Source organism: Pseudomonas sp. PDM14 (assembly GCF_014851905.1).
GTDB lineage: Bacteria > Pseudomonadota > Gammaproteobacteria > Pseudomonadales > Pseudomonadaceae > Aquipseudomonas.
Window position 1 is genome coordinate 832,025 of record NZ_JACVAQ010000002.1, and the last position, 22,714, is coordinate 854,738.

Annotated in this window: 19 protein-coding genes and 4 tRNA genes; 4 read left to right on the forward strand and 19 right to left on the reverse strand. The window is 64.0% G+C overall.

What is annotated here, in order from left to right; genetic code table 11:
• Positions 1-4 precede the first annotated feature (4 nt).
• The 11 genes from IB229_RS16485 to leuC all read right to left on the reverse strand — a co-directional run bounded on the left by IB229_RS16485 (position 5) and on the right by leuC (position 13,066).
• Complete coding sequence (locus IB229_RS16485; protein WP_192330932.1) at positions 5-607, reverse strand: SPOR domain-containing protein; 603 nt, start codon at positions 605-607, stop codon at positions 5-7.
• Positions 591-1,889, reverse strand: coding sequence for a bifunctional tetrahydrofolate synthase/dihydrofolate synthase (gene folC, locus IB229_RS16490; RefSeq protein ID WP_192330934.1), 1,299 nt, complete (start codon positions 1,887-1,889; stop codon positions 591-593). Before folC ends, IB229_RS16485 begins: the two co-directional genes overlap by 17 nt.
• Positions 1,886-2,770: an acetyl-CoA carboxylase, carboxyltransferase subunit beta gene (gene accD, locus IB229_RS16495; protein WP_192330936.1), complete on the reverse strand. Its 885-nt coding sequence runs from the start codon at positions 2,768-2,770 to the stop codon at positions 1,886-1,888. The genes folC and accD overlap by 4 nt, the downstream gene beginning before the upstream one ends.
• Before the next feature lie 129 nt (positions 2,771-2,899).
• Positions 2,900-3,520, reverse strand: coding sequence for a phosphoribosylanthranilate isomerase (locus IB229_RS16500; RefSeq protein ID WP_192330938.1), 621 nt, complete (start codon positions 3,518-3,520; stop codon positions 2,900-2,902).
• Positions 3,521-3,614: 94 nt separating this feature from the next.
• Positions 3,615-4,478, reverse strand: coding sequence for a tRNA pseudouridine(38-40) synthase TruA (gene truA / locus IB229_RS16505; protein ID WP_192330940.1), 864 nt, complete (start codon positions 4,476-4,478; stop codon positions 3,615-3,617).
• Positions 4,479-4,481: 3 nt separating this feature from the next.
• Entirely contained in the window at positions 4,482-7,358 is a 2,877-nt protein-coding gene (locus IB229_RS16510) for a FimV family protein (RefSeq protein WP_192330942.1), read from the reverse strand.
• A gap of 153 nt (positions 7,359-7,511) precedes the next feature.
• Positions 7,512-8,522: an aspartate-semialdehyde dehydrogenase gene (locus tag IB229_RS16515; RefSeq protein ID WP_192330944.1), complete on the reverse strand. Its 1,011-nt coding sequence runs from the start codon at positions 8,520-8,522 to the stop codon at positions 7,512-7,514.
• 111 nt (positions 8,523-8,633) lie between these two features.
• Complete coding sequence (asd, locus tag IB229_RS16520; RefSeq protein WP_192330946.1) at positions 8,634-9,746, reverse strand: aspartate-semialdehyde dehydrogenase; 1,113 nt, start codon at positions 9,744-9,746, stop codon at positions 8,634-8,636.
• A gap of 54 nt (positions 9,747-9,800) precedes the next feature.
• Positions 9,801-10,883, reverse strand: a complete 1,083-nt coding sequence (gene leuB / locus IB229_RS16525) for a 3-isopropylmalate dehydrogenase (RefSeq protein ID WP_192330948.1) — start codon at positions 10,881-10,883, stop codon at positions 9,801-9,803.
• 97 nt (positions 10,884-10,980) lie between these two features.
• The gene (gene leuD, locus IB229_RS16530) at positions 10,981-11,628 is read right to left on the reverse strand and encodes a 3-isopropylmalate dehydratase small subunit (protein ID WP_192330950.1); all 648 of its coding nucleotides are present in this window, start codon (positions 11,626-11,628) and stop codon (positions 10,981-10,983) included.
• A gap of 10 nt (positions 11,629-11,638) precedes the next feature.
• Positions 11,639-13,066 (reverse strand): 3-isopropylmalate dehydratase large subunit, encoded by a 1,428-nt coding sequence (gene leuC / locus IB229_RS16535; protein ID WP_192330952.1) that lies wholly within the window; start codon positions 13,064-13,066, stop codon positions 11,639-11,641.
• 197 nt (positions 13,067-13,263) lie between these two features.
• On the opposite strand from leuC, the gene IB229_RS16540 reads away from it, so the two are divergent.
• Both IB229_RS16540 and IB229_RS16545 read left to right on the forward strand, forming a co-directional pair.
• Positions 13,264-14,145 carry a LysR family transcriptional regulator gene (locus IB229_RS16540; protein ID WP_192330954.1) on the forward strand — a complete coding sequence of 294 codons (882 nt, stop codon included), beginning with the start codon at positions 13,264-13,266 and terminating at the stop codon, positions 14,143-14,145.
• A 115-nt stretch (positions 14,146-14,260) separates the two neighbouring features.
• On the forward strand, positions 14,261-17,929 hold the full coding sequence (locus IB229_RS16545; RefSeq protein ID WP_192330955.1) for a PAS domain S-box protein: 3,669 nt from the start codon (positions 14,261-14,263) through the stop codon (positions 17,927-17,929).
• A gap of 58 nt (positions 17,930-17,987) precedes the next feature.
• Here the strand turns inward: IB229_RS16545 and IB229_RS16550 are convergent, their stop codons facing one another.
• The gene (locus IB229_RS16550) at positions 17,988-18,437 is read right to left on the reverse strand and encodes an Hsp20 family protein (protein ID WP_192330957.1); all 450 of its coding nucleotides are present in this window, start codon (positions 18,435-18,437) and stop codon (positions 17,988-17,990) included.
• A 130-nt stretch (positions 18,438-18,567) separates the two neighbouring features.
• Here IB229_RS16550 and IB229_RS16555 point away from each other — a divergent pair, with 130 nt between their 5' ends.
• Entirely contained in the window at positions 18,568-19,314 is a 747-nt protein-coding gene (locus tag IB229_RS16555; protein WP_192330959.1) for an SDR family oxidoreductase, read from the forward strand.
• A gap of 2 nt (positions 19,315-19,316) precedes the next feature.
• Here the strand turns inward: IB229_RS16555 and IB229_RS16560 are convergent, their stop codons facing one another.
• Entirely contained in the window at positions 19,317-20,297 is a 981-nt protein-coding gene (locus IB229_RS16560; RefSeq protein ID WP_192330961.1) for a tRNA dihydrouridine synthase, read from the reverse strand.
• Between the two features lie 116 nt (positions 20,298-20,413).
• Here IB229_RS16560 and IB229_RS16565 point away from each other — a divergent pair, with 116 nt between their 5' ends.
• The gene (locus tag IB229_RS16565) at positions 20,414-20,806 is read left to right on the forward strand and encodes a hypothetical protein (RefSeq protein ID WP_192330963.1); all 393 of its coding nucleotides are present in this window, start codon (positions 20,414-20,416) and stop codon (positions 20,804-20,806) included.
• A gap of 3 nt (positions 20,807-20,809) precedes the next feature.
• Here the strand turns inward: IB229_RS16565 and IB229_RS16570 are convergent, their stop codons facing one another.
• The 6 genes from IB229_RS16570 to IB229_RS16595 form a co-directional block, all read right to left on the reverse strand.
• A complete protein-coding gene (locus tag IB229_RS16570; protein WP_192330965.1) occupies positions 20,810-21,250 on the reverse strand; it encodes an acyl-CoA thioesterase in 441 nt (146 codons plus the stop codon).
• The gene (locus IB229_RS16575) at positions 21,247-21,897 is read right to left on the reverse strand and encodes a bifunctional 4-hydroxy-2-oxoglutarate aldolase/2-dehydro-3-deoxy-phosphogluconate aldolase (RefSeq protein ID WP_192330967.1); all 651 of its coding nucleotides are present in this window, start codon (positions 21,895-21,897) and stop codon (positions 21,247-21,249) included. Before IB229_RS16575 ends, IB229_RS16570 begins: the two co-directional genes overlap by 4 nt.
• A gap of 311 nt (positions 21,898-22,208) precedes the next feature.
• Positions 22,209-22,284, reverse strand: a tRNA-Glu gene (locus tag IB229_RS16580).
• A 48-nt stretch (positions 22,285-22,332) separates the two neighbouring features.
• Positions 22,333-22,408, reverse strand: a tRNA-Ala gene (locus tag IB229_RS16585).
• 42 nt (positions 22,409-22,450) lie between these two features.
• Positions 22,451-22,526, reverse strand: a tRNA-Glu gene (locus IB229_RS16590).
• A gap of 47 nt (positions 22,527-22,573) precedes the next feature.
• Positions 22,574-22,649, reverse strand: a tRNA-Ala gene (locus IB229_RS16595).
• Between the last annotated feature and the right edge of the window lie 65 nt (positions 22,650-22,714).

A 22,714-nucleotide genomic window follows, 5' to 3' on the forward strand; every position in this document is an offset into this window, starting at 1 on the left:
AGGATCAGGCCTTTTCCGGCTGGAAACGCACCACGAAACCGTTGAGCTTGTGCTGGCGATTGAGCTGATCGCGCAGGCGATCGGCTTCGGCACGCTCGATCAGCGGTCCGACGAAGATCCGGTTCATGCCATCGACGCTGCGGATGTAAGCGTTATAGCCCTGGCTACGCAGCTTCTTCTGCAGCTCTTCGGCGCCCGGACGGCTGGACAGGCTGGCCAGCTGGATCGACCAGCTCACCGGCAGGCTGCTGGCATCCAGACGCTTGGGCTCGCTGACAGCAGGCTTGACCGGAACGGCCTGTGGCGTGGCAGGGGCTTGTGCAACGACCGGAGCGGGCTCCTCCGCAGCAGGCTCAGCAGCCACCACGGGGGCATCCAGCGGCTCGACCGGCGGCACGGCCTCTTCGGCGACAGGCTGCGGCACTTCGACCGGGTCGAGCGCGACTTGCGGCATGGCTGGCGCCTGCGGCATGGCCGGCGCATCGACCGACACCTGACGCAGCTCGTCCTCGCGGGAAAACAGCATGGGCAGGAATATCACCGCCAGGGCGAGCAGTACCAGCGCGCCGACGATTCTCTGTTTTAGTCCCCTATCCAGCACTGCCATCCGCGGCCTCCACCTGGTGCTCCAGCCACTCAAGGGCCTCGGCTACGCAATAAAAAGATCCGAACACGAGGATTTCATCCCCATCCTGCGCCTGTTCGCATTGCGCCTGCAGCGCCTGCGTCACGCCGGTATAGGACGCCACTGGCGCCTGCAGGTTGCATAGCAATGCCTGCAACTCCGCCGCAGGCCTGCTGCGCGGAGTCGGCAGCGGCGCGACCGCCCAGTGCTGCACTTCCGCCAGCAGCGGCATGACCACACCCAACAAATCCTTGTCAGCCAGCAGGCCGAATACCGCCAGGCGACGAACCACCGGACGCGCCAACAGGCGCATGGCCAAGTACTCCGCTGCGTGGGGATTATGCCCAACATCCAGCAGCAGCGTCAGCGCCTTGCCGTTCCAGCATATTTCCCGACGATCCAGCCTCCCGGTAACGCGTGTGGCTCGAAGCGCCGTGTGAATCTGCGCAACATCCCAAGGCAATTGCAACAAGGCATAGGCCTGCAGCGCCAGCGCGGCATTTTCCATCGGCAGGTCGAGCAGCGGCAGGTCGTGCAGCTCCAGTACCCGACCATCACGACTCAGCCCCGCCCACTGCCAGGCGTGTTCATCGATCGTGCAGTGATAGTCGCGACCACGCAGGAATAGCGGGCAATCGAGCTGCGCGACCTGCTCCAGCAAAGGCTCCGGCGGGTCGACATCACCGCACAGCGCCGGGCGACCCTGACGAAAGATGCCGGCCTTCTCGAAGGCCACGGACTCACGGGTGTCACCCAGCCAGTCGGCGTGATCCAGGCCGATGCTGGTGACCAATGCCAGGTCGGCATCGATCAGGTTGACCGCATCCAGACGCCCACCCAGGCCGACCTCCAGCACCACGGCATCGAGCCCCGCCCGCTCGAACAGCCAGAATGCCGCCAGTGTGCCCATCTCGAAATAGGTCAGGGTGATGTCGCCGCGAGCAGCTTCCACCGCGGTGAACGCGGCGCAGAGTTCGGCATCGGTCGCTTCGCGCCCGTCGAACTGGACGCGCTCGTTGTAACGCAGCAGGTGTGGCGAACTGTAGACGCCGACCTTGAGGCCCTGCGCCATCAGCAACGAAGCGAGAAACGCACAGGTGGAGCCCTTGCCGTTGGTACCGGTAACGGTGATAACCCTCGGCGCCGGGCGACCCAGGCCAAGCTGCTCGGCTACCCGGCGACTGCGCTCCAGCCCCATATCGATGGCACTGGGGTGCAACTGCTCAAGGTAGGCAAGCCATTCGGCGAGGGTACGTTCGGTCATGCGGTGGCCGGAACCTGTGCAGGGGTCGGACGGTGCTGCAGTTGCGCAAGCAGGTTACCCAGGCGCGTACGCAGCTCCTGACGATGGATGATCATGTCGATCGCGCCATGCTCCAGAAGGAACTCGCTGCGCTGGAAGCCTTCCGGCAGCTTCTCGCGCACGGTCTGCTCGATCACGCGCGGGCCGGCGAAGCCGATCAGGGCGCGCGGCTCGGCGACGATCACGTCACCCAGCATGGCCAGACTGGCGGAGACACCGCCGTACACCGGATCGGTCAGCACGGAGATGAACGGCAGGCCTTCTTCGCGCAAACGCGCCAGCACGGCGGAAGTCTTGGCCATCTGCATCAGGGAAATCAGCGCTTCCTGCATGCGTGCGCCACCGGACGCGGCGAAGCACACCAGCGGGCAGCGCTTCTCCAGCGCGACATTGGCGGCCTGAACGAAACGCTCGCCGACCACGGCACCCATCGAGCCCCCCATGAAGCTGAATTCGAACGCACAGGTAACGATGGGCATGCCCAGCAGCGTACCGCTCATGGACACCAGGGCGTCTTTCTCGCCGGTATCCTTTTGCGCAGCACTCAGGCGGTCCTTGTACTTCTTGCTGTCACGAAATTTGAGGCGGTCCACCGGTTCCAGATCGGCACCGATCTCTTCACGGCCATCGGCATCGAGGAAGATGTCCAGACGGCTGCGCGCGCCGATGCGCATATGGTGGTTGCACTTGGGGCAGACGTCCTGGGTCTTCTCCAGCTCAGGACGGTAGAGCACCGCATCGCAGGACGGGCACTTGTGCCACAACCCTTCCGGTACCGAGCTCTTCTTGACCTCGGAACGCATGATCGAAGGGATCAGCTTGTCTCTCAACCAGTTGCTCATGCTTACTCTCCGTAGCTGACCCGGGCAGATGCTGCGCTGCCCGGCAAACTCATATTCGCTGTCCGGGCAGGCACAGCCCGGACGCTCAAAAGACTGGTTATGGACGGCAGGCAGTGCCGGCCCGTCACATCAGCCATGCTGCACGGCGCGAATAAAAGCCTGAATCTTCTCGGCATCCTTGATGCCCTTGGCGAGTTCGACGCCACCGCTGACATCCACCGCATATGGGCGGACGCGGGCAATGGCGGCACTCACGTTCTCGGGGGTCAGGCCGCCAGCCAGAATCACTGGCTTGGGCAAGTCCGCTGGCACCAGTGACCAGTCAAAGGCCTCGCCGGTTCCACCGGGAACGCCTTCGACATAGGTATCCAGCAGGAAGCCCGCCGCACTCGGATATGCCCGCATCTGCGCCGCGATGTCATCACCGGGGCGCACTCTCAGCGCCCTGATGTAAGGACGCCCGTAGCCTTCGCAATCACTTACGCGCTCGTCGCCATGGAACTGCAGCAGGTCCAGCGGCAACACCGTCAGCAGCTGCTCGATATCCGCGCGCAGTGCATTGACGAACAACCCGACGCTGGTCACGAACGGCGGCAAGGCCGCCAGGATCTGCTGAGCCTGTGCCACATCGACCGCACGCGGGCTCTTCGGATAGAACACCAGGCCGATTGCATCCGCGCCGGCTGCAGTTGCGGCCAACGCGTCCTCGATCCGGGTGATCCCGCAGATTTTGCTACGAACGGCAGGCAAGTGCTGGCACCTTGTAGAGAAAAACCAGATGTTAGCAAAGGCTAACCGCTGTGTTGACGAAATTTCCGCGACAGCTGCATAGCCACTTCGGGCGTCACTGCACCATTACATCAGGCAATCCCGAGAGGAAATGCGGCCCGAGGTAACGCTGCGGCAAGTCGAACTCCTGCGGGTACTCGACCTGAACCAGATAGAGCCCGTAGGGATGCGCCGTGACCCCGCCGGTGCGCCGTACACGACTCTCCAGGACTTCCCTCGCCCACTCGATCGGGCGCTCCCCCGCACCAATGGTCATCAACACACCGGCGAAATTACGCACCATGTGATGCAGAAAGGCATTGGCGCGAATATCCAGCACGATGAAGCGCCCGTGCTCGACCAGATGCAGGTGGTGAACGGTCTTCACCGGCGACTTGGCCTGGCACTGGCGGGCGCGAAAGGCGCTGAAATCATGGGTGCCGACCAGGCTCTGCGCTGCCTGACGCATGCGCTCTATATCCAGCGGGCGGTGGTTCCAGGTGACCTCTTCAGCCATGTGTGCCGGGCGGATCTGATCGTTGTAGATCACGTAGCGATAACGCCGCGCCATGGCACTGAAGCGCGCATCGAACTGCGGCGGCATGCGCCTGGCCCAGCTCACGCTGATGTCGGCAGGCAGATTGAGGTTGGCGCCCATGACCCAGGAATGCATGGTGCGCTCGACCGCGGTGTCGAAGTGCACCACCTGGCCGCTGGCGTGGACCAGCGCATCAGTACGCCCGGCACAACTCAGCACCACCGGCGCACCACCAGCGACCTTCGAGAGTGCCTTTTCCAGGCTTTCCTGAATGGACGGTACGCCAGCACGCTGACGCTGGAAGCCGCGGTACCGCGAGCCTTTGTATTCGACACCCAGGGCGATCCTGGAAATGCCAACGGCAGCCCCAGGGGCTGCCGTTGTCGGTATTGCATCAGACATTTATCAAACCAGTTTGCCGATCAGCTCGCGTGCTTCGTTCTGCTGACCTTCGTTACCTTCCGCGACCACCTCATCGAGAATGTCACGAGCACCTTCGGTGTCGCCCATGTCGATATAGGCACGCGCCAGATCCAGCTTGGTAGCGGTTTCGTCGGTGCCCGAAAGGAAATCGAAATCGTCGTCCACATCCAGTCCCGCGTCAGATTGAGCCAGTGAAGCAGCCGGCTCCGGCGCCAACAGATCGTCATCGAGGTCGCCACTCAGCTGATCCAGCTCGGCGGTGACTTCATCCAGCTGCGCTGCGAAGCTGTCAGTGTTCGGCTGGCTGGCAACGGGCTCGTCGGACAGCGACAGATCGAAATCAGCCGGCAGATCCAGCGCGTTGTCGGCGGCCGGGACAGCCGGCTCATCTTCCAGGCTGAGCATGAAGTCGTCTTCGGCGGAAGCCGGCTTGTCGCTATCCAGGTCCAGGCTGAAATCGGCCAGATCGTCGCCCTGCTCCAGAGCGGCAGCGGTATTGTCCGAGCCCAGCTCCAGATCAAAATCGAGATCGGAAGCTTTCTGCGGCTCGGCCTGAACCGGCAGGTCGAACTCACTGTCGAGGCTCAGATCGTTCAGGTCGGCATCCAGGTCATTCGACTTGGCAACGCTCGGCAGATCGCTGTCCAGGTCATCCAGGCTCAGGTCGAAGGAGTCGTCCAGATCGTTGGACTGTGCCGGGGCAACAGGCTCGTCCAGAGTCAGGTCATCGAGGCTGAACTCGTCCAGTTGATCGGCAGCCGCGTAGCCACCAGCAGCCAACGCCACCATGGCTGGGTACTTGGCTTTCAGCTGATCGACGCTGGCAGCCGCACCACCGATTTCACGCAGTTCCTGCTCCTGGCGAAGGAAACCGTCGCGATCACCCAGCTCGGCATAAACCTCCATCAGTTTCAGACGCAGATCGCTGCGCTGCGGCTCATCATTGATGGCGTTCTGCAGCAGTTCGGCCGCCTGGCTGAACTTGCCATAAGCAATGTAGATATCCGCTTCACCCAGCGCGTCAGCGGTCTGCGGTGTCACACGCTCGGCTTCAGGTTCGGCAAAGTCGCTTGGCGAATCATCGAGGCCGGCGAAACCGTCTTCCGGCATATCCAGATCACTGGCGAAGGTCGAACCCTCGTCGGCAGACAGGCTTTCCTGCAGCTCGGCTTCTTTCATCGCATTGCGACGCGACAGCACCATCAGGGCGATCAGCAGGGCCAGCAGTGCACCACCACCGACGATACCCAGCAGCATCGGATTACCCATCAGGTTATCGATGAAGCTGACAGGCTCGGGCTCCTTGGCAACGACCGGGGCGGCAGGCTTGACTGCCGGGGGTTTCACCGCAGCAGCAGGCTTGGCTGGAGCTTCGGCAGCCGGCTTGGCTGGTTCGGCTTGCGGTGCGGGCTCTTCGCTGTAGTTGTAGTCAGTCGCTGGCGCGGCAGGTTTGGCATCGGCAGCAGGCGCGTCCGCGGTGGGAGCAGCTGGTTTGGCTGCTTCGGCAGGTTTGGGCTCGACCGCTGCCGGTTTCGACTCAGCCGCCGGCGCCTCGACTGCAGGCGCAGCAGGTTTGGCAGGAGTGGATGCAGACGGTGCAGCGGCAGGAGCGACCGGCTCAACTGGCGTCGCAGGTGTTGCCGGCGTGGCAGGTACCGCAGCCTTGCTCTGGCTGGCCAGGTCGGTTTGCAGCTTGGCCAGTTGATTGTCCTTCAGCTCAATCAGTTTTTGCAGCTTGTCCATCTGGCTCTGCAGATCGCTCACGCGGCCTTTCAGGTCTTCGTTCTCGCGACGAGTCGAATCCAGGCTTTCCTTGGTGACGGCCAGTTGATCGTTGAGCGCCTTGCTGTCGCCAGCACCACCCTTCTCGCCTGCGGTTTTACCGGTGGCCGGCGCAACCAGTTTCAGGCTGTCCTTGGTTTCGGTCTTGGCGGGTGCATCACCAGCGCTGGCGCGCTTGGTGGCATCGAGCTGACGCGCGCCAGCAGGGGCCGCGGCAACCGAACGGCCTTCACGCCAGGCGTTGTTCTGCTCCACGACCTGAGCAATGGCCTCGCCCTGGCTGCGGCTAGCGATTTGCGACTCATCGGGCAGACGCAGCACCTGACCGCTTTTCAGGCGGTTGATGTTGCCATCGACGAACGCGTTCGGATTGAGGTCCTGGATGGCCAGCATGGCCTGGTGCACGGAACCGCCCTGACGGGTACGCGCCGCGATTTCCCAGAGCGTATCGCTGGAGGTGGTCTTGTACTCGTTACCCTGCAGCTGGCTGACAGGTGCGGACGGACGCAGCGCGGGAGCGGCCGGGCGTGCGGGAGCGGGTGCAGGCGCCGGGGCGGCAGCTTGCGGTGCAGGTGTGATTGGACGCGGAACAGGCGCGCTGGCCTGCGGACGCGGTGCAGGTGCCGGAGCGGCTACGGGCAGGCGCGGAGTGGCGGCGATCACGGCTTGCGGGGAATAGGTCGGTGGGTCGAGCAGCAGGGTGTACTCACGCAGCAGGCGGCCATTGGGCCACAGCACTTCCACCAGGAAGTTCAGGTAAGGCTCACGTACCGGCTTGCTTGAGGTCACCCGGATCACGCTCTTGCCGTTGGGCTTGATGATCGGGGTGAATTTGAGATCAGTCAGGAAATACTGGCGATCGACGCCTGCCTTGTTGAACTCTTCGGGAGACGCGAGGGTCGGAATCACTTCCGCAGTCCCCAGATCACGCACCTCAAGCAGTTCGATCTCCGCTACCAGCGGCTGGCTCAGCGAGGACCTGAGGGTAACTTCCCCCAGGCCAAGCGCATGCGCCGTACCGGAGGACAGCGCCGAAGCAGCTGCAATTGCCAGCACCAGTTTGCGAACCCGAACCATAGCGTAATCCCTTGTTTTATCTTTTTTTCTCGATAATCGAGAGGATTTTGAAGGTCGCTGCCTGCACCGCTTTTAGCGGCTCCCCGTCAGCGCACAGCCAAACCAGTATTAGCCAACCTAGAATAATTCTTCAAATTTGGAGGTAAGTATCTTTTACAGATAGTGTTTTATCAATAACTCACCTATTTGCACAGCATTTAGCGCGGAGCCTTTTCGCACATTATCAGACGCAATCCACAAATTGAGTTCGGTCGAATCATCCAGCCCCTGACGCACGCGGCCGACATAGACTTCGTCCTGCCCCACCGCATCCCCCACCACCGTCGGATAGTCACCCTCTTCCACCCGTTCGACGCCAGGCTGTTTATCCAGCAATTGCCCGATCTGCGCAATATCCACCGCAGCAGACGCCTGCACGGACACGCTCAGGCTGTCACCGAAGAACACCGGCGCCTGCACGCAGGTCACCGCCACTTTCAGCTCGGCCATGTCCAGTACCTGACGCAGTTCCTGAGCAATGCGACGCTCAAGCGCATCATGCCCGGACGCATCCAGCTCTCCGACCTGAGCCAGCAGATTGAATGCCATCTGCCGGTCGAACACCTTGGGCTCCAGCGGGCGCATGTTGAGCAGCTCTGCAGTCTGCCGCGCCAGTTCCGCAATGCCTTCGCGGCCACGACTGGACACCGCCAACGCCGCAGTCAGCGTGATCTTCTGCAGAGACAGGTGAGATTTCAACGGCGCCAGGACCAGACCCAGCGCAACAGCTACCGGCGCCGGACTGCCGAGCAGGAATGGCGGCTTGAGTGCCGACAGCATGGCGGCATTGGCTTCAGGCACCAGGCGCGGCGCCTGGTCCAGCGGCAGCACGCCACTCAGCTCGATCACCGAGCAGCCGGCTGCGTGGGCCTTGAGAGCGAATTCGTGGGTAACCGCGGCGCCTGCGGCGAAGAACACCAGCTGCACCTGGGCGAAATCGAACCCGGCCAGCTCGCGCACGCGCAGGTTCTTGCCACGAAAGATGATCGACTGCCCCGCCGACGAGTTGCCGGCCAGCACGTGCAGATTGGCGATCGGGAAGTCGCGTTCGTCGAGCAGTTGCACGATGGTTTCGCCGACCGTGCCGGAGGCACCGATCACTGCGACATCGAAGGACTTGGACATCGTGAGGCCTTACGCAGGTATCGAATGGGCGGGCACTCTACCCCTCAGCCGTGACGCAGGCAATTGGCGCCACAATGCAAAAGGGGCTGGCACTTGCCAACCCCTTTCTCGTCAACGCTCCAGCAGGATGCGCAACATCCGCCGCAGCGGCTCCGCCGCCCCCCACAACAACTGGTCACCGACGGTGAAGGCACCGAGGTACTGCGAGCCCATGTTGAGCTTGCGCAGACGGCCGACCGGCACACTGAGGGTACCGGTAACCGCAGTCGGGCCCAGCTCGCGAATGCTCGCCTCGCGCTGGTTCGGCACCAGTTTGACCCACGGGTTGTGCTGGCTGATCAGGCCTTCGATGTCCGACAGCGGCACATCCTTGTTCAGCTTGATGGTCAGCGCCTGGCTGTGGCAGCGCATGGCGCCGATACGCACGCACAGGCCATCGACCGGGATCGGGCTCTTGTTGCGACCGAGGATCTTGTTGGTCTCCGCCTGGCCCTTCCACTCTTCGCGGCTCTGCCCGTTCGGCAGTTCCTTGTCGATGTAGGGGATCAGGCTGCCGGCCAGCGGCACGCCAAACTGGTCGACCGGGAAGCTGTCGCCACGCATGGCCTCGGCAACCTTGCGGTCGATGTCGAGGATGGCACTGGCCGGGTTGGCCAGCTCATCGGCGACCGAGGCGTTGATCGCGCCCATCTGCTTGATCAGCTCGCGCATGTTCTGCGCGCCGGCGCCCGAGGCCGCCTGATAGGTCATCGCGCTCATCCACTCGACCAGGCCGGCTTCGTAGAGGCCGCCGAGCGCCATCAGCATCAGGCTGACGGTGCAGTTGCCGCCGATGTAGTTCTTCACGCCGCCATCGAGCGACTGGTCGATGACCTTGCGGTTGACCGGATCGAGCACGATGACCGAGTCATCGGCCATGCGCAGGCTCGATGCCGCGTCGATCCAGTAGCCAGCCCAGCCGGCTTCGCGCAGCTTGGGGAAGACTTCGCTGGTGTAGTCGCCACCCTGGCAGGTGAGGATGACATCGAGCCCCTTGAGCTCGTCGATGTTGTAGGCATCCTTCAGCGGGGCAACGTCCTTGCCTACCGCCGGGCCTTCGCCACCGACGTTGGAAGTGGTGAAGAACACCGGCTCGATCAGGTCGAAGTCACGCTCTTCCAGCATGCGCTGCATGAGCACGGAACCAACCATACCGCGCCAACCGATCAAACCTACGCGTTTCATAACACCTACACCCTAGAGAAGAAGTGGTCCGCTGCTACGCAGCGGGCCGACAGATTACAGATTGCGCAGGGCCTCGACCACTGCGTCACCCATGGCGGCGGTACCGACCTTGGTCTTGCCTTCCGACCAGATATCGCCCGTGCGCAGCCCCTGATCCAGCACCTTGCTAACCGCCAGCTCGATGGCATCGGCGGCTGCGGCCTGATTGAAGGTGTAACGCAGCATCATCGATACCGAGAGGATGGTCGCCAGCGGGTTGGCGATGCCCTGGCCGGCGATATCCGGCGCCGAGCCGTGGCACGGCTCGTACATGCCCTTGTTGTTGGCGTCCAGCGAAGCGGACGGCAGCATGCCGATGGAACCGGTAAGCATGGAAGCCTCATCCGACAGAATGTCGCCGAACATGTTGTCAGTGACCATCACGTCGAACTGCTTGGGCGCACGCACCAGCTGCATGGCAGCGTTGTCGACGTACATGTGGCTCAGTTCGACATCCGGGTAATCCTTCGCCACTTCCTCGACCACGGCACGCCAAAGCTGGCTGGAGGCCAGCACGTTGGCCTTGTCCACCGAGCACAGCTTCTTGCCACGCACGCGGGCCATGTCAAAGCCGACACGAGCGATGCGACGGATCTCGCTTTCGCTGTATGGCAGGGTGTCGTAGGCCATGCGTTCGCCGTTCTCCAGCACCTTGCTCTCGCGCGGCTGGCCGAAATAGATGCCACCGGTCAGCTCACGCACGATGAGGATGTCCAGGCCAGACACCACTTCCGGCTTGAGGCTGGAAGCCTCGGCCAGTTGCGGGTAGAGGATGGCCGGACGCAGGTTGCCGAACAGGCCCAGCTGCGAACGGATCTTCAACAGGCCGCGCTCCGGGCGGATGGCCGGGTCGATCTTGTCCCACTTCGGCCCACCGACGGCGCCGAGCAGCACCGCATCGGCAGCGCGCGCACGATCCAGAGTCTCGTCGGCCAACGGTACGCCGTACTTGTCCACGGCAGCACCGCCCAGCTCATCGAACGACAGCTCGAAGCCCAGGCTGTACTTGTCGTTGGCCAGCTCCAGCACCTTGACCGCTTCGGCCATGATTTCCGGGCCGATACCGTCGCCGGGGAGAATCAGAATCTGCTTGCTCATTGCCTTCCTCAATTTATCCATGGGCCGGATGACGTGGCTCATCCACCGAAATCCCGCAGGCGGCTGGATGAGCGCTCATCCACCCTGCCCGCCTGTATTACTTGATCGCGCCAAACAACCAGGGGTTGTTCTGCTGATGGCGACCCTCGAAGACCTTGATCGCGTCGGCGTCCTGCAGGGTCAGACCGATATCGTCCAGACCATTGAGCAGGCAATGCTTGCGGAAGGCATCGACCTCGAAACCGTACTGCACGCCGTCCGGACGGGTCACGGTCTGCGCGGCCAGGTCGACGGTCAGCTGATAACCCTCGGTGGCCTCGGCCTGCTGGAACAGCGCATCGACTTCATCTTCCTTGAGGATGATCGGCAACAGGCCGTTCTTGAAGCTGTTATTGAAGAAGATGTCGGCGAAGCTCGGCGCGATGATGGTGCGGAAACCGTACTCTTCCAGCGCCCACGGCGCGTGCTCGCGGGACGAGCCGCAGCCGAAGTTTTCGCGCGCCAGCAGCACACTGGCGCCCTGGTAGCGCGGAAAGTTGAGCACGAAATCCTTGTTCACCGGGCGCCCGGAGCTGTCCTGGTTCGGCTGACCGACATCCAGGTAACGCCACTCGTCGAACAGGTTCGGGCCGAAGCCGGTGCGCTTGATCGACTTGAGGAACTGCTTGGGAATGATCTGATCGGTGTCGACGTTGGCACGATCGAGTGGCGCAACGAGGCCGGTGTGTTGGGTAAAGGCTTTCATGACGCTCTCCTCAGGCCTGCATCAGTTCACGAACATCGATGAAACGACCGGTCACCGCGGCAGCGGCGGCCATCGCCGGGCTGACCAGGTGCGTACGACCACCGGCACCCTGGCGGCCTTCGAAGTTGCGGTTGGAGGTCGAGGCGCAATGCTCGCCGCTGCCCAGCTTGTCCGGGTTCATCGCCAGGCACATGGAACAGCCCGGCTCACGCCACTCGAAACCGGCTTCGATGAAGATCTTGTCCAGCCCTTCCTGCTCGGCCTGGGCTTTGACCAGGCCGGAGCCCGGCACCACCATCGCCTGCTTGATGGTCGCGGCAACCTTGCGCCCCTTGGCCACTTCGGCGGCGGCGCGCAGGTCTTCGATGCGCGAGTTGGTGCAGGAACCGATGAACACGCGATCGAGCTGGATATCGGTGATCGCCTGGTTGGCATTCAGGCCCATGTACTTGAGGGCGCGCACGATGGAGTCGCGCTTGACCGGGTCAGCCTCGGCGGCCGGGTCCGGCACGCGCTGGTCGACGGCCAGGACCATTTCCGGCGAGGTGCCCCAGCTGACCTGCGGCTTGATCTCGGCGGCGTCCAGCTCGACCACGGTGTCGAACAGCGCATCGGCGTCGGACACCAGGTCGGCCCAGGCGGCCACGGCCTTGTCCCAGTCTTCGCCCTTGGGCGAGAACGGGCGGCCTTTGACGTAGGCGAGAGTCTTCTCGTCCACCGCCACCAGGCCAACACGAGCCCCCGCTTCGATGGACATGTTGCAGATGGTCATGCGCCCTTCCAGCGACAAGTCGCGAATTGCGCTGCCGGCGAACTCCAGGGCATGGCCGTTGCCGCCGGCGGTGCCGATCTTGCCGATCACCGCGAGGACGATGTCCTTGGCGGTCACGCCGGCGGGCAATGTGCCTTCGACACGCACCTGCATGTTCTTCATCTTCTTGGCGACCAGGCACTGGGTCGCGAGCACGTGCTCGACTTCCGAGGTGCCGATGCCATGGGCCAGCGCGCCGAACGCACCGTGGGTCGAGGTATGCGAGTCGCCGCAGACCACGGTCATCCCCGGCAGGGTCGCGCCCTGCTCCGGACCGACGACGTGGACGATGCCCTGGCGGCTGTCGTTCATCTTGAACTCGAGGATGCCGAAGTCATCGCAGTTCTCGTCGAGGGTCTGCACCTGGATGCGCGAAACCTCGTCGGCGATCGCCTCGTTGCCGCCCTGGCGCTCGGCCTTGGTGGTGGGTACGTTATGATCCGGCGTGGCGATGTTGGCGTCGATGCGCCACGGCTTGCGGCTGGCCAGACGCAGCCCCTCGAAGGCCTGCGGCGAGGTCACTTCGTGGAGAATCTGCCGGTCGATGTAGATCAGCGACGAACCATCGTCGCGGCGCTTCACCTCGTGCATTTCCCAGAGCTTGTCGTAGAGCGTCTTGCCGGCCATCTGCTATGTCCTCATCAGGGTCATGTGCGGTGCGAGGGTTAAAACCCTTCTGCTGATGGGGCAATCCTATGGAGTTGCAACGAATAACTCCAATTCATAATTTTTATTCAAAGCATTCCTTGCTGGAATGCGCGAGCATTACACTCGCCACCTCCTCTGTTAATAGACGCACCCGACGCCTTTCTGGAACGCCGCCCATGGACCTTGCCAACCTCAACGCCTTTCTCGCCATCGCCGAAGCCGGCAGTTTTTCCGAAGCCGCCGAGCGCCTGCACCTGACCCAGCCGGCCGTGAGCAAGCGCATCGCCGGCCTCGAACAGCAGCTCAATGTGCGCCTGTTCGACCGCCTGGGCCGCGAGGTCAGCCTGACCGAAGCCGGCCGCGCCCTGCTGCCCCGCGCCTACCAGATCCTCAACGTGCTGGACGACACGCGCCGCGCCCTGACCAACCTCAACGGCCAGGTCAGCGGCCGCCTGACGCTCGCCACCAGCCACCACATCGGCCTGCACCGCCTGCCGCCGCTGCTGCGCGCGTTTACCCGCAGCCATCCGCACGTGGCGCTGGACATCCAGTTTCTCGACTCCGAAGTCGCCTACGAGGAGATCCTCCACGGCCGCGCCGAGCTGGCGGTGATCACCCTCGCCCCGGAAACCCGCGAACCGGTGCGCGCGGTGGCGGTATGGGACGACCCGCTGGACTTCGTCGCTGCCCCCGAACACCCGCTGGTGCGTGGCGGCGCCATCTCCCTGGCCGACATCGCGCGCCACCCGGCAGTTTTCCCCGGTGACAACACCTTCACCCACCACATCGTCCGGCGCCTGTTCGAGGCCCAGGGACTGACCCCGAACATCGGCATGAGCACCAATTATCTGGAGACGATCAAGATGATGGTGTCCATCGGTCTGGCCTGGAGCGTGCTGCCACGCACCATGCTCGACGAACAGGTCATGCGCCTGCCGCTGCCGGGCATTCAGCTGGAGCGCCGACTGGGCTACATCGTGCATACGGAACGAACCCTGTCCAACGCAGCCAAAGCCTTCATGCAGCTCATGGACGAGCAGCGCACGGGTCTTGCCTAGGACGCGCGGACAAGGCTAACGTGGCATTCATAACGATAAGAAAAGGCCCTGGCATGCCCGCACGCCGTTTTCGCCCAGCGCACTGCCTGACAACCGCACCGGCAATGGTCCACACATGACCCGTAGACCGCCGCTTCCCGTCATTCCCGCACTCGACCCGGCCGAATTCGAAAAGGCCTGGCAGGATGCCCCGCACCTGCTCGCCGCACTCAATGGCGCCAAGCTGGGCGCCTGGTACTGGGACATCGAAAGCGGCAAGGTCAGCTGGTCGCGCGGCGCCCAGGCGCTGTTCGGCTTCGACCCCAAGCGCCCGCTGAGCGCGCCGGTCAACTACATCGAACTGATTCCCGAGGAAGACCGCGCCGAAGTGCTGCGCCTGTTCGATGCCGTGCTCGACGGCAAACCGAGCAATCGTGCCTTCCGTCACCGCATTCGCTGGCCTGACGGCAGTCTGCACTGGCTGGAAATCAGCGGCAGCCTGCAGCAGCACACCGATGGCAAGCCGCGCGTGTTCGGCGTGATCCGCGACCTCAGCGCCCAGCGCGAACGCGAGGAAGCCCTGACCAATTCCGAGCGGCGCTTCTCCAGCCTGTTCCACATGAGCCCCGACGTGGTCGTGCTGATCCGCTACGCCGACGGCGTGATCACCGAGGCCAACCAGAACTTCGAGGCACTGTTTGGCTGGCCGCCATCGGAGATCATCGGTTTCTCGACCCTCGACCTGAAGCTCTGGGTACACGCCGCGGAACGCGACTACATGCGCAGCCAGGCGCCACTGATGGATGGCCCGCTGAACCAGGAAGTGCAGCTGCGCACACGCACCGGGCAGATCCTCGACGGCATCCTCAGCAGCCAGTATATCGATCTCGACGGCCAGGCTTTTCTGCTGTCCAGCTTCGTCGACACCACCGAACGCAAGCGCGCCGAAGCCACCCTGCGCGCCAGCGAAGACAAGTTCGCCAAGGCCTTCCGCCAGACCCCGGACGCTGTGGTCATCACTGACAAGGCCAGCGGCCGCTTCGTCGAGTGCAACCCGGCCTTCGAACGCCAGTTCGGCTGGAGCAAGGGCGAAACCATCGGCCGCAGCTCTCTGGAAATGGGCATCTGGGCCAGCCCCAGCGACCGTCAGCGACTGATCGATGCCATACAGTACGACGGCACCTGCCACAATCTGGAGGTGCAGCTGTACAGCCGCGACGGCCGCCTGACCCACAACCTGATCTTCGGTGGCGAGATCGAGTTGAACGGCACGCCCTGCCTGGTGCTGACCGTGCGCGACATCTCCCACGAGCGCGAGCAGGAACAGGCCCTGCTCGACAGCCAGGAGCGCCTGACCCTGGCCCTCGACTCGGCCAACCTCGGCACCTGGGACTGGCACATCCCCAGCAGCATGCTCTACGGCTCGGCACGCGCCGCCACCCTGCACGGCCTCAAGGGCGAGCCCTACCACGGCGACTTCGCCGAATTCTTCCGCTGCGTGCCGGAAGACGACCAGCTGAAAATGCGCGTCGCCTACCGCGAGCTGGTCGAGGGCGTACGCCACGATTACCAGCTGTCCTACCGCGTGCGCATGCCCGACGGCGAGTCGCGCTACCTGGAAAGCACCGCCAAGCTCTACCGCGACGAACAGGGCGAGCCGCTGCGCATGGCCGGGATCCTGGTCGACATCACCGAGCGGGTGATGCGCGAACAGCGCCTGGCCGCCTCCGAAGAGAAATTCGTCACCCTGTTCCAGGCCAGCCCGGAGCCAATCTGCGTCTCGCGCGTGCGCGACGGCCACTTCATCGAGGTCAACCCGAGCTTCTCGCAGACCTTCGGCTGGGCATCCCACGAAATCGTCGGCCAGAGCGCGCCGGCACTGGGTTTCTGGGTCGACGAGCAGCAGCGCCTGCAGCTGTACAAGAAGATGAGTCGCGACCAGGGCCTGAACAACGAGACCGCGCGCTTCCGCACCCGCCAGGGCAAGGAGCTGACCTGCGTGGTGTCCAGCCGCTTCATCCGCGTCGACCGCCAGCTGTGCATCACCACCACCTTCCGCGACATCACCGAACGCCAGCAGGCCGAAGCCGCGCTCAAGTCCAGCCAGGAGAAGTTCGCCAAGGCGTTCCACTCCAGTCCCGACGCGATCACCATTACCGAGCGCGAGAGCGCCCGCTACATCGAGGTCAACGAAGGCTTTTGCCGCCTCACCGGCTTCCGGGCCGACGAAGTCATCGGCCGTAGTTCGCTGGAGCTCAACGTCTGGGCCGACCCTCAGGAGCGCGTGCGCCTGCTCGAAACCTTGCGCCAGGATGGCCGCGTGCATCACCTCGAGATGCACGGCCTGCACCGCGATGGCAGCTCGCGCCTGGTCGAAGTGTCGGTCGAACCGATCGACCTCGACGGCGTGCCCTGCCTGCTGCTCACCGCACGCGACATCAGCGAACTCAAGGAGGCCCAGGCCCAGGTGCGTCACCTGGCCTACCACGACCCGCTGACCAACCTGCCCAACCGCGCCCTGCTGATGGATCGCCTGACCCAGCAGATCGCCCTGCTCAAGCGCCACGACCTGCACGGCGCGCTGCTGTTCATCGACCTCGACCACTTCAAGCACATCAACGACTCGCTCGGCCACCCGGTCGGCGATGCGGTGCTGAAGATGGTCACCGCGCGTCTGGAAGCCAGCGTGCGCCAGGAAGACACCGTGGCACGCCTGGGCGGCGACGAATTCGTCGTGCTGCTCTCCGGCCTGGAAGGCAAGCGCTCGGAAATCACCCGCCAGGTGCGGCATATCGCCGAAAAGCTGCGCAAGCTGCTGGCCGAGCCGATGCTGCACGACGGCCATCGCCTGCAGGTAACGCCGAGTATCGGTATTGCCCTGATCCCCGACCACGGCGACAACCCGACCGACCTGCTCAAGCGCGCCGACATCGCCCTGTACCGGGCCAAGGATTCCGGGCGCAACACCATCCAGCTGTTCCGCACCACCATGCAGGCCGCCGCCAGCGAGCGCCTGCGCCTGGAAAGCGACCTGCGCATGGCCCTGGCGCGCGGCGAATTCGAGCTGTACTTCCAGCCTCAGGTAGACGCCCGCAACGGCCGCGCCATCGGCGCCGAAGCCCTGCTGCGCTGGAGCCATCCGACCCTCGGCGCGCAGTCGCCAGCCCAGTTCATCCAGGTGCTCGAGGAAAGCGGGCTGATCCTCGAGGTCGGCGCCTGGGTGCTCACCGAGTCCTGCAACGTCGCCGCTCAGCTCCTGCTCGATGGCGTGATCAGCCGCGGCGACTTCCAGCTCTGCGTCAACATCAGCCCACGGCAGTTCCGCCAGAACGACTTCGTCGACCTGGTCGAGCGCTGCCTGCAGCAAAGCGCTCTGCCGGCGAGCATGCTCAAGCTGGAGATCACCGAAGGCATCGTGATCCAGAACATCGACGACACCATCGCCAAGATGCACCGCCTCAAACGCACCGGCGTGAGCTTCGCGATGGATGACTTCGGCACCGGCTACTCGTCGCTGACCTACCTCAAGCGTCTGCCGGTGGATGTACTGAAGATCGACCAGTCGTTCGTTCGCGACGCCACCACCGACCCCAACGACGCGGAAATCATCCGCGCCATCGTCGCCATGGCGCGCAGCCTAAACCTCGACATGATCGCCGAGGGCGTCGAGCAGATCGAACAGCTGGACTTCCTCCAGCAGCAGGGCTGCCACTTCTACCAGGGCTACTTCTTCAGCAAGCCGTTGCCGCTGGTGGACTTCCGCCACCTGCTCAAATTCAACCGGCAGCAAACCGCCGAGGCATGAAAAAGGCGCCCTAGGGCGCCTTTTTTCCATCATCGCGAGTTACATCATCGCGCGCAGCTTAGCTCTGCAGCACCGGCTGCTGGCCGCTGATCGGAATGCGCTTGGCCTTGGCTTCCTCGGGCACGATGCGCTCCAGCTCGATGTTCAGCAGGCCGTTGACCAGGCTCGCTGCCTTCACTTCGATGTGGTCGGCGAGGCGGAACGACAGCTTGAAGCCGCGCTGGGCGATGCCCTGGTGCAGATAGGTCACGCTTTCCGCGCTGCGCTCACGCTTGCCGCCGGTGACGGTCAGCACGCCACGCTCGACCTGCAACTCCATGTCCTGCTCCTGGAAGCCGGCAGCGGCAACCACGATGCGGTACTGGTCATCGCCATGCTTCTCGACGTTGTAGGGCGGGTAGGAACTGCCGCTGGCCTCGTTGCGCAGGGCCGACTCGAACAGGTCGTTGAAGCGGTCGAAACCGATGGATTGGCGGAACAGCGGGGCCAGGGAAAGGACGTTGCTCATGGAAAATCTCCTGAATAAATCAGCAAGTGGTGAATGCGGGACCCGACTTCGGCATCCCGCATTGCCTAGATGCGGACGGGGTGCGAAATTTCAAGAGCGGCTATTTTTCCTGCACACGACGAGGTGACGAATGGACAAGGTCATGCTGATCACCGGCGCCAGCCGTGGCATTGGCGCCGCCATTGCGCGCCTGGCGGCGGCGCGAGGCTATGCGTTGTGCCTGAACTATCGCGAGCGCAGCGAAGCGGCGGCAAGCCTGGTCGAGGAGATCGAGCGCCAGGGCGGCCACGCCATCGCCGTGGCGGCGGATGTCGCCGATGAGGCGCAGGTCGTGCAGCTGTTCGAGCGCATCGACCAGGCTTTCGGTCGCCTCGACGTGCTGGTCAACAATGCCGGCATGCTGGAAACCCAGATGCGCCTGGAGCAGATGGACGCCGCCCGTCTGCAGCGAGTCTTCGCCACTAACGTGATCGGCAGCTTTCTCTGCGCCCGCGAGGCGATCAAGCGCCTGTCCACCCGGCATGGCGGCCGCGGCGGCGCCATCGTCAACCTGTCGTCCATCGCCGCGCGTATCGGTGCACCCAACGAGTACATCGACTACGCCGCGGCCAAGGGCGCCATCGACAGCATGACCCTGGGCCTGGCCAAGGAAGTCGCCGCCGAGGGCATCCGCGTCAACGCCGTGCGCCCAGGCGTGATCCACACCGAGATCCACGCCAGCGGTGGCGAACCGGGACGCATCGAGCGGGTCAAGGCCAGCGTGCCCATGGCCCGCGGCGGACTGGCCGAGGAAGTGGCGGAAGCGATTCTATGGCTGGCCAGCGAGGCGGCGTCGTACACCAGCGGCGCGCTGCTGGACGTCAGCGGCGGCCGCTGAACTCAGGCGCAGAGCGCATCAGACGGCGTGCGACTGGCGGTCTGCAGGCCGAGCAAGGCATCGATCTGCGCGCAATCGTTCTCACGACGCATCGCCGCGAACAGCGCGATCGCTTCCGGGTAGCTGCGCGTGAGCATCGCCCGCCATTGCTTGAGCCGACCCGGGGCGTAGCGCGGGGCGATCTTGCCGCGCGCCTGCAGCCAGAAGTCCTGCAGCAGCGGCAGGAATTCTTCCCAGGTCATCGGCGCCACCGGCTGCCTCGCCTGCGCAGCGGCGATCTGCCGGGCGAGGTCCGGACGCGAGACCAGCCCGCGACCAAGCATGATGTCCTCCACACCACTGACCTCGCGGCAACGCCGCCAGTCCTCCAGGCTCCACACCTCGCCGTTGGCGTAGACCGGAACCGCCACCGCCTCCTGCACGCGCGCCACCCACTCCCAGTGCGCCGGCGGCTTGTAGCCATCGGTCTTGGTCCGCGCATGCACCACCAGCTGCGCCGCACCGCCGTCCACCAGGGCACGGGCACAATCCAGCGCGCCATCGGGACTGTCGAAGCCCAGGCGCATCTTCGCGGTCACCGGAATTTCCCGCGGCACGGCGCGGCGCACCTCGCTGAGGATGGCGTGGAGCAGCTCCGGCTCCTTGAGCAAGACCGCACCGCCACGCGACTTGTTCACCGTCTTTGCCGGGCAACCGAAGTTGAGATCGATCACCGGCGCACCCAGCTCGCAGGCATAGGCGGCATTCTCGGCCAGGCACACCGGATCGGAACCAAGCAGTTGTACCCGCACCGGCGTGCCGCTGCGGGTACGCGACGCACTGCCCAGCTCGGGTGCCAGCTTGCGGAAGTGGCTGGCCGGCAGCAGCCGGTCGCTGACGCGGATGAACTCGGTCACGCACCAGTCGATGCCACCGACACGAGTCAGCACGTCGCGAAGAATCTCGTCGACCAGGCCTTCCATGGGCGCCAAGGCGATCTGCATGGGTACGGGTATCCGGAAAAAGGGCGCGTAGTCTAAGCGCTGCGGCAGATCGGCGGAATTACCCGCGGGCCGGCAAGGTCCATTGGGGACCTGCGACTGACGAAAGGACTACCGCCATGCGCTTGCCCCTGCTGCTTGCCCTGTGCCTCGCCTGCCCCATGGCAGTGGCGGAAATCACCATCCCGGTGCCCCAGCTGACGCCCAACGAACCGGCGCCGGACTCACCGGCGCGGCTGGTGGTCATGCGTGACGAAAGCGCGCCGAATGCCTGCGATGTCGAGCTGTACATCAACCAAGTGGTGGTCGGTAAAGTGGCGCCAGGCGAAACCCTGAGCCTGGACGTACCCGCCGGCGACCTGAGCCTGGCGGTCTCGATCTCGCAGGCGGGTTATTGCGGCGGCCTGGGCCCGGGCACGCCGCAGTCGGTGCTGATCGAGCCAGGGCAGACCCGTCAGTTCGCCATCACCGTCGAACCGGGCCAGGCTTTCCTCGCCCCGTTGTCGGAATAAGCGCTACGCGCTAGGTTCGAGCAACGCCTGGCCGTAACCCTCGATGAACTCCACCGGCATGCGCTTGGGCTTGCCTGTGGACAGTTCGATGCAGACGAAGGTGGTTCTTGCACGCAGTAGCGTGCAGGCATCACTGGGGCGCACCAACTGGAAATGCCGGGTCATCTTCAGGCGCTGGTCGGACTCGATGATCCAGGTGGCCAGTTGCAGCGCCTCGCCTTCGTAGGCGCTGGCCAGGTAATCGATCTCGTGACGCACCACCGCCATCGCCCGATCTAGGCGCCGGTACTCGGCCAGGTCCAGACCGAGGCTCTGCGAATGCCGCCAGGCGCAACGCTCCAGCCAACTGACGTAGACCGCGTTGTTGGCGTGGCCGAGGCCGTCGATATCGTCGGCAGTGACGCTCAGGTCGATGACGAATGGGGTAGCGAGATCCCAGGTCACGGCTGCACATCCTGGCTGGCGCCCAGCGCAACGGCTTCGGCGGCCAGCTGGGTGATCTGGTCCCAGGCGCGCGCACGAATCAGGTTGTCCGGGGCGATCCAGGTACCGCCGACGCAGGCCACGTTCGGCAAGCGCAGGAAGCTCAGCAGGTTGTCCGGCGTAACGCCGCCGGTCGGGCAGAAACGGATGCCGGTGAACGGCCCCTTGAAGCTCTTGAGCATCTTCACGCTGGTGTTGCCATTGGCCGGGAACAACTTCAGCGAACGGTAGCCGTATTCAAGCGCCAGCAGCACTTCCGACGGGGTCATCACGCCCGGCAGGTAGGGCAGCCCGGAATCCTCGGCAGCGGCGGCCAGGCGCTCGGTGCACCCTGGGCTAACGGCGAACTGGGCACCGGCATCGCGGGCCTCGAGGAACTGCTCGGTGTGGATCAGCGTACCGGCGCCCACCAGCAGCTCCGGCAGGGCCGCCCGGATCGCCGCCAGGGCATCCAGCGCCCGCGGCGTGCGCAGGGTCACCTCAAGCACCCGCACCCCGCCAGCGAACAGCGCCTGGGCCAGGTCGACCGCCAGCGCGTTGTCTTCGATCACCAGCACCGGCAACACCGGGCGCGCCCGCTGCAGCACCACATCCATCGTCAGGCTCATGTCATCGTCCCCCTGCAAAATATCCACACCCGGCCAGCCAGGCGAATCCGTCCAGTCAACGCAGCTTCGGACAACCCGCGGCGCGCAATGTCAGCTGTGACGGCGAGATCGTCCGACGAAGCACACCAGACGCAGCCAGGCCGCTCGCCGTATTCAAGAGCTGCAGTGTACCGGCTAGAGGCGCGCAATCGAAACGACAGGGTAAAGGACGCCGCATACGGACGCGGGCGAGAGGGTTTTGGACAGCGGAAAAACAAAAGGGCCATTCCGCTAGGAATGACCCCTTAAGCCCGCAAAACGCGGAATAAAAATGGCGTCCCCTAGGGGACTCGAACCCCTGTTACCGCCGTGAAAGGGCGGTGTCCTAGGCCACTAGACGAAGGGGACGAAACCTTCGAACAACAAGGCCAGCAGCGAGCTGGCCTTGAGTGGAATTGGTGGAGCTAAACGGGATCGAACCGTTGACCTCTTGCATGCCATGCAAGCGCTCTCCCAGCTGAGCTATAGCCCCGGATTTAGCGTCTCTCGACGAGCAGTGCAAGCACTGCATGAATGGCGTCCCCTAGGGGACTCGAACCCCTGTTACCGCCGTGAAAGGGCGGTGTCCTAGGCCACTAGACGAAGGGGACAAAACCTTCATTTACACGAACGAGCTGGAATTCGTTCGGTGGCAATTTGGTGGAGCTAAACGGGATCGAACCGTTGACCTCTTGCATGCCATGCAAGCGCTCTCCCAGCTGAGCTATAGCCCCGTCTTAACGACGGGGCGCATATTAGGTGCCGAGCTGTAGGCTGTCAACACAATTTTTCCGCCGTG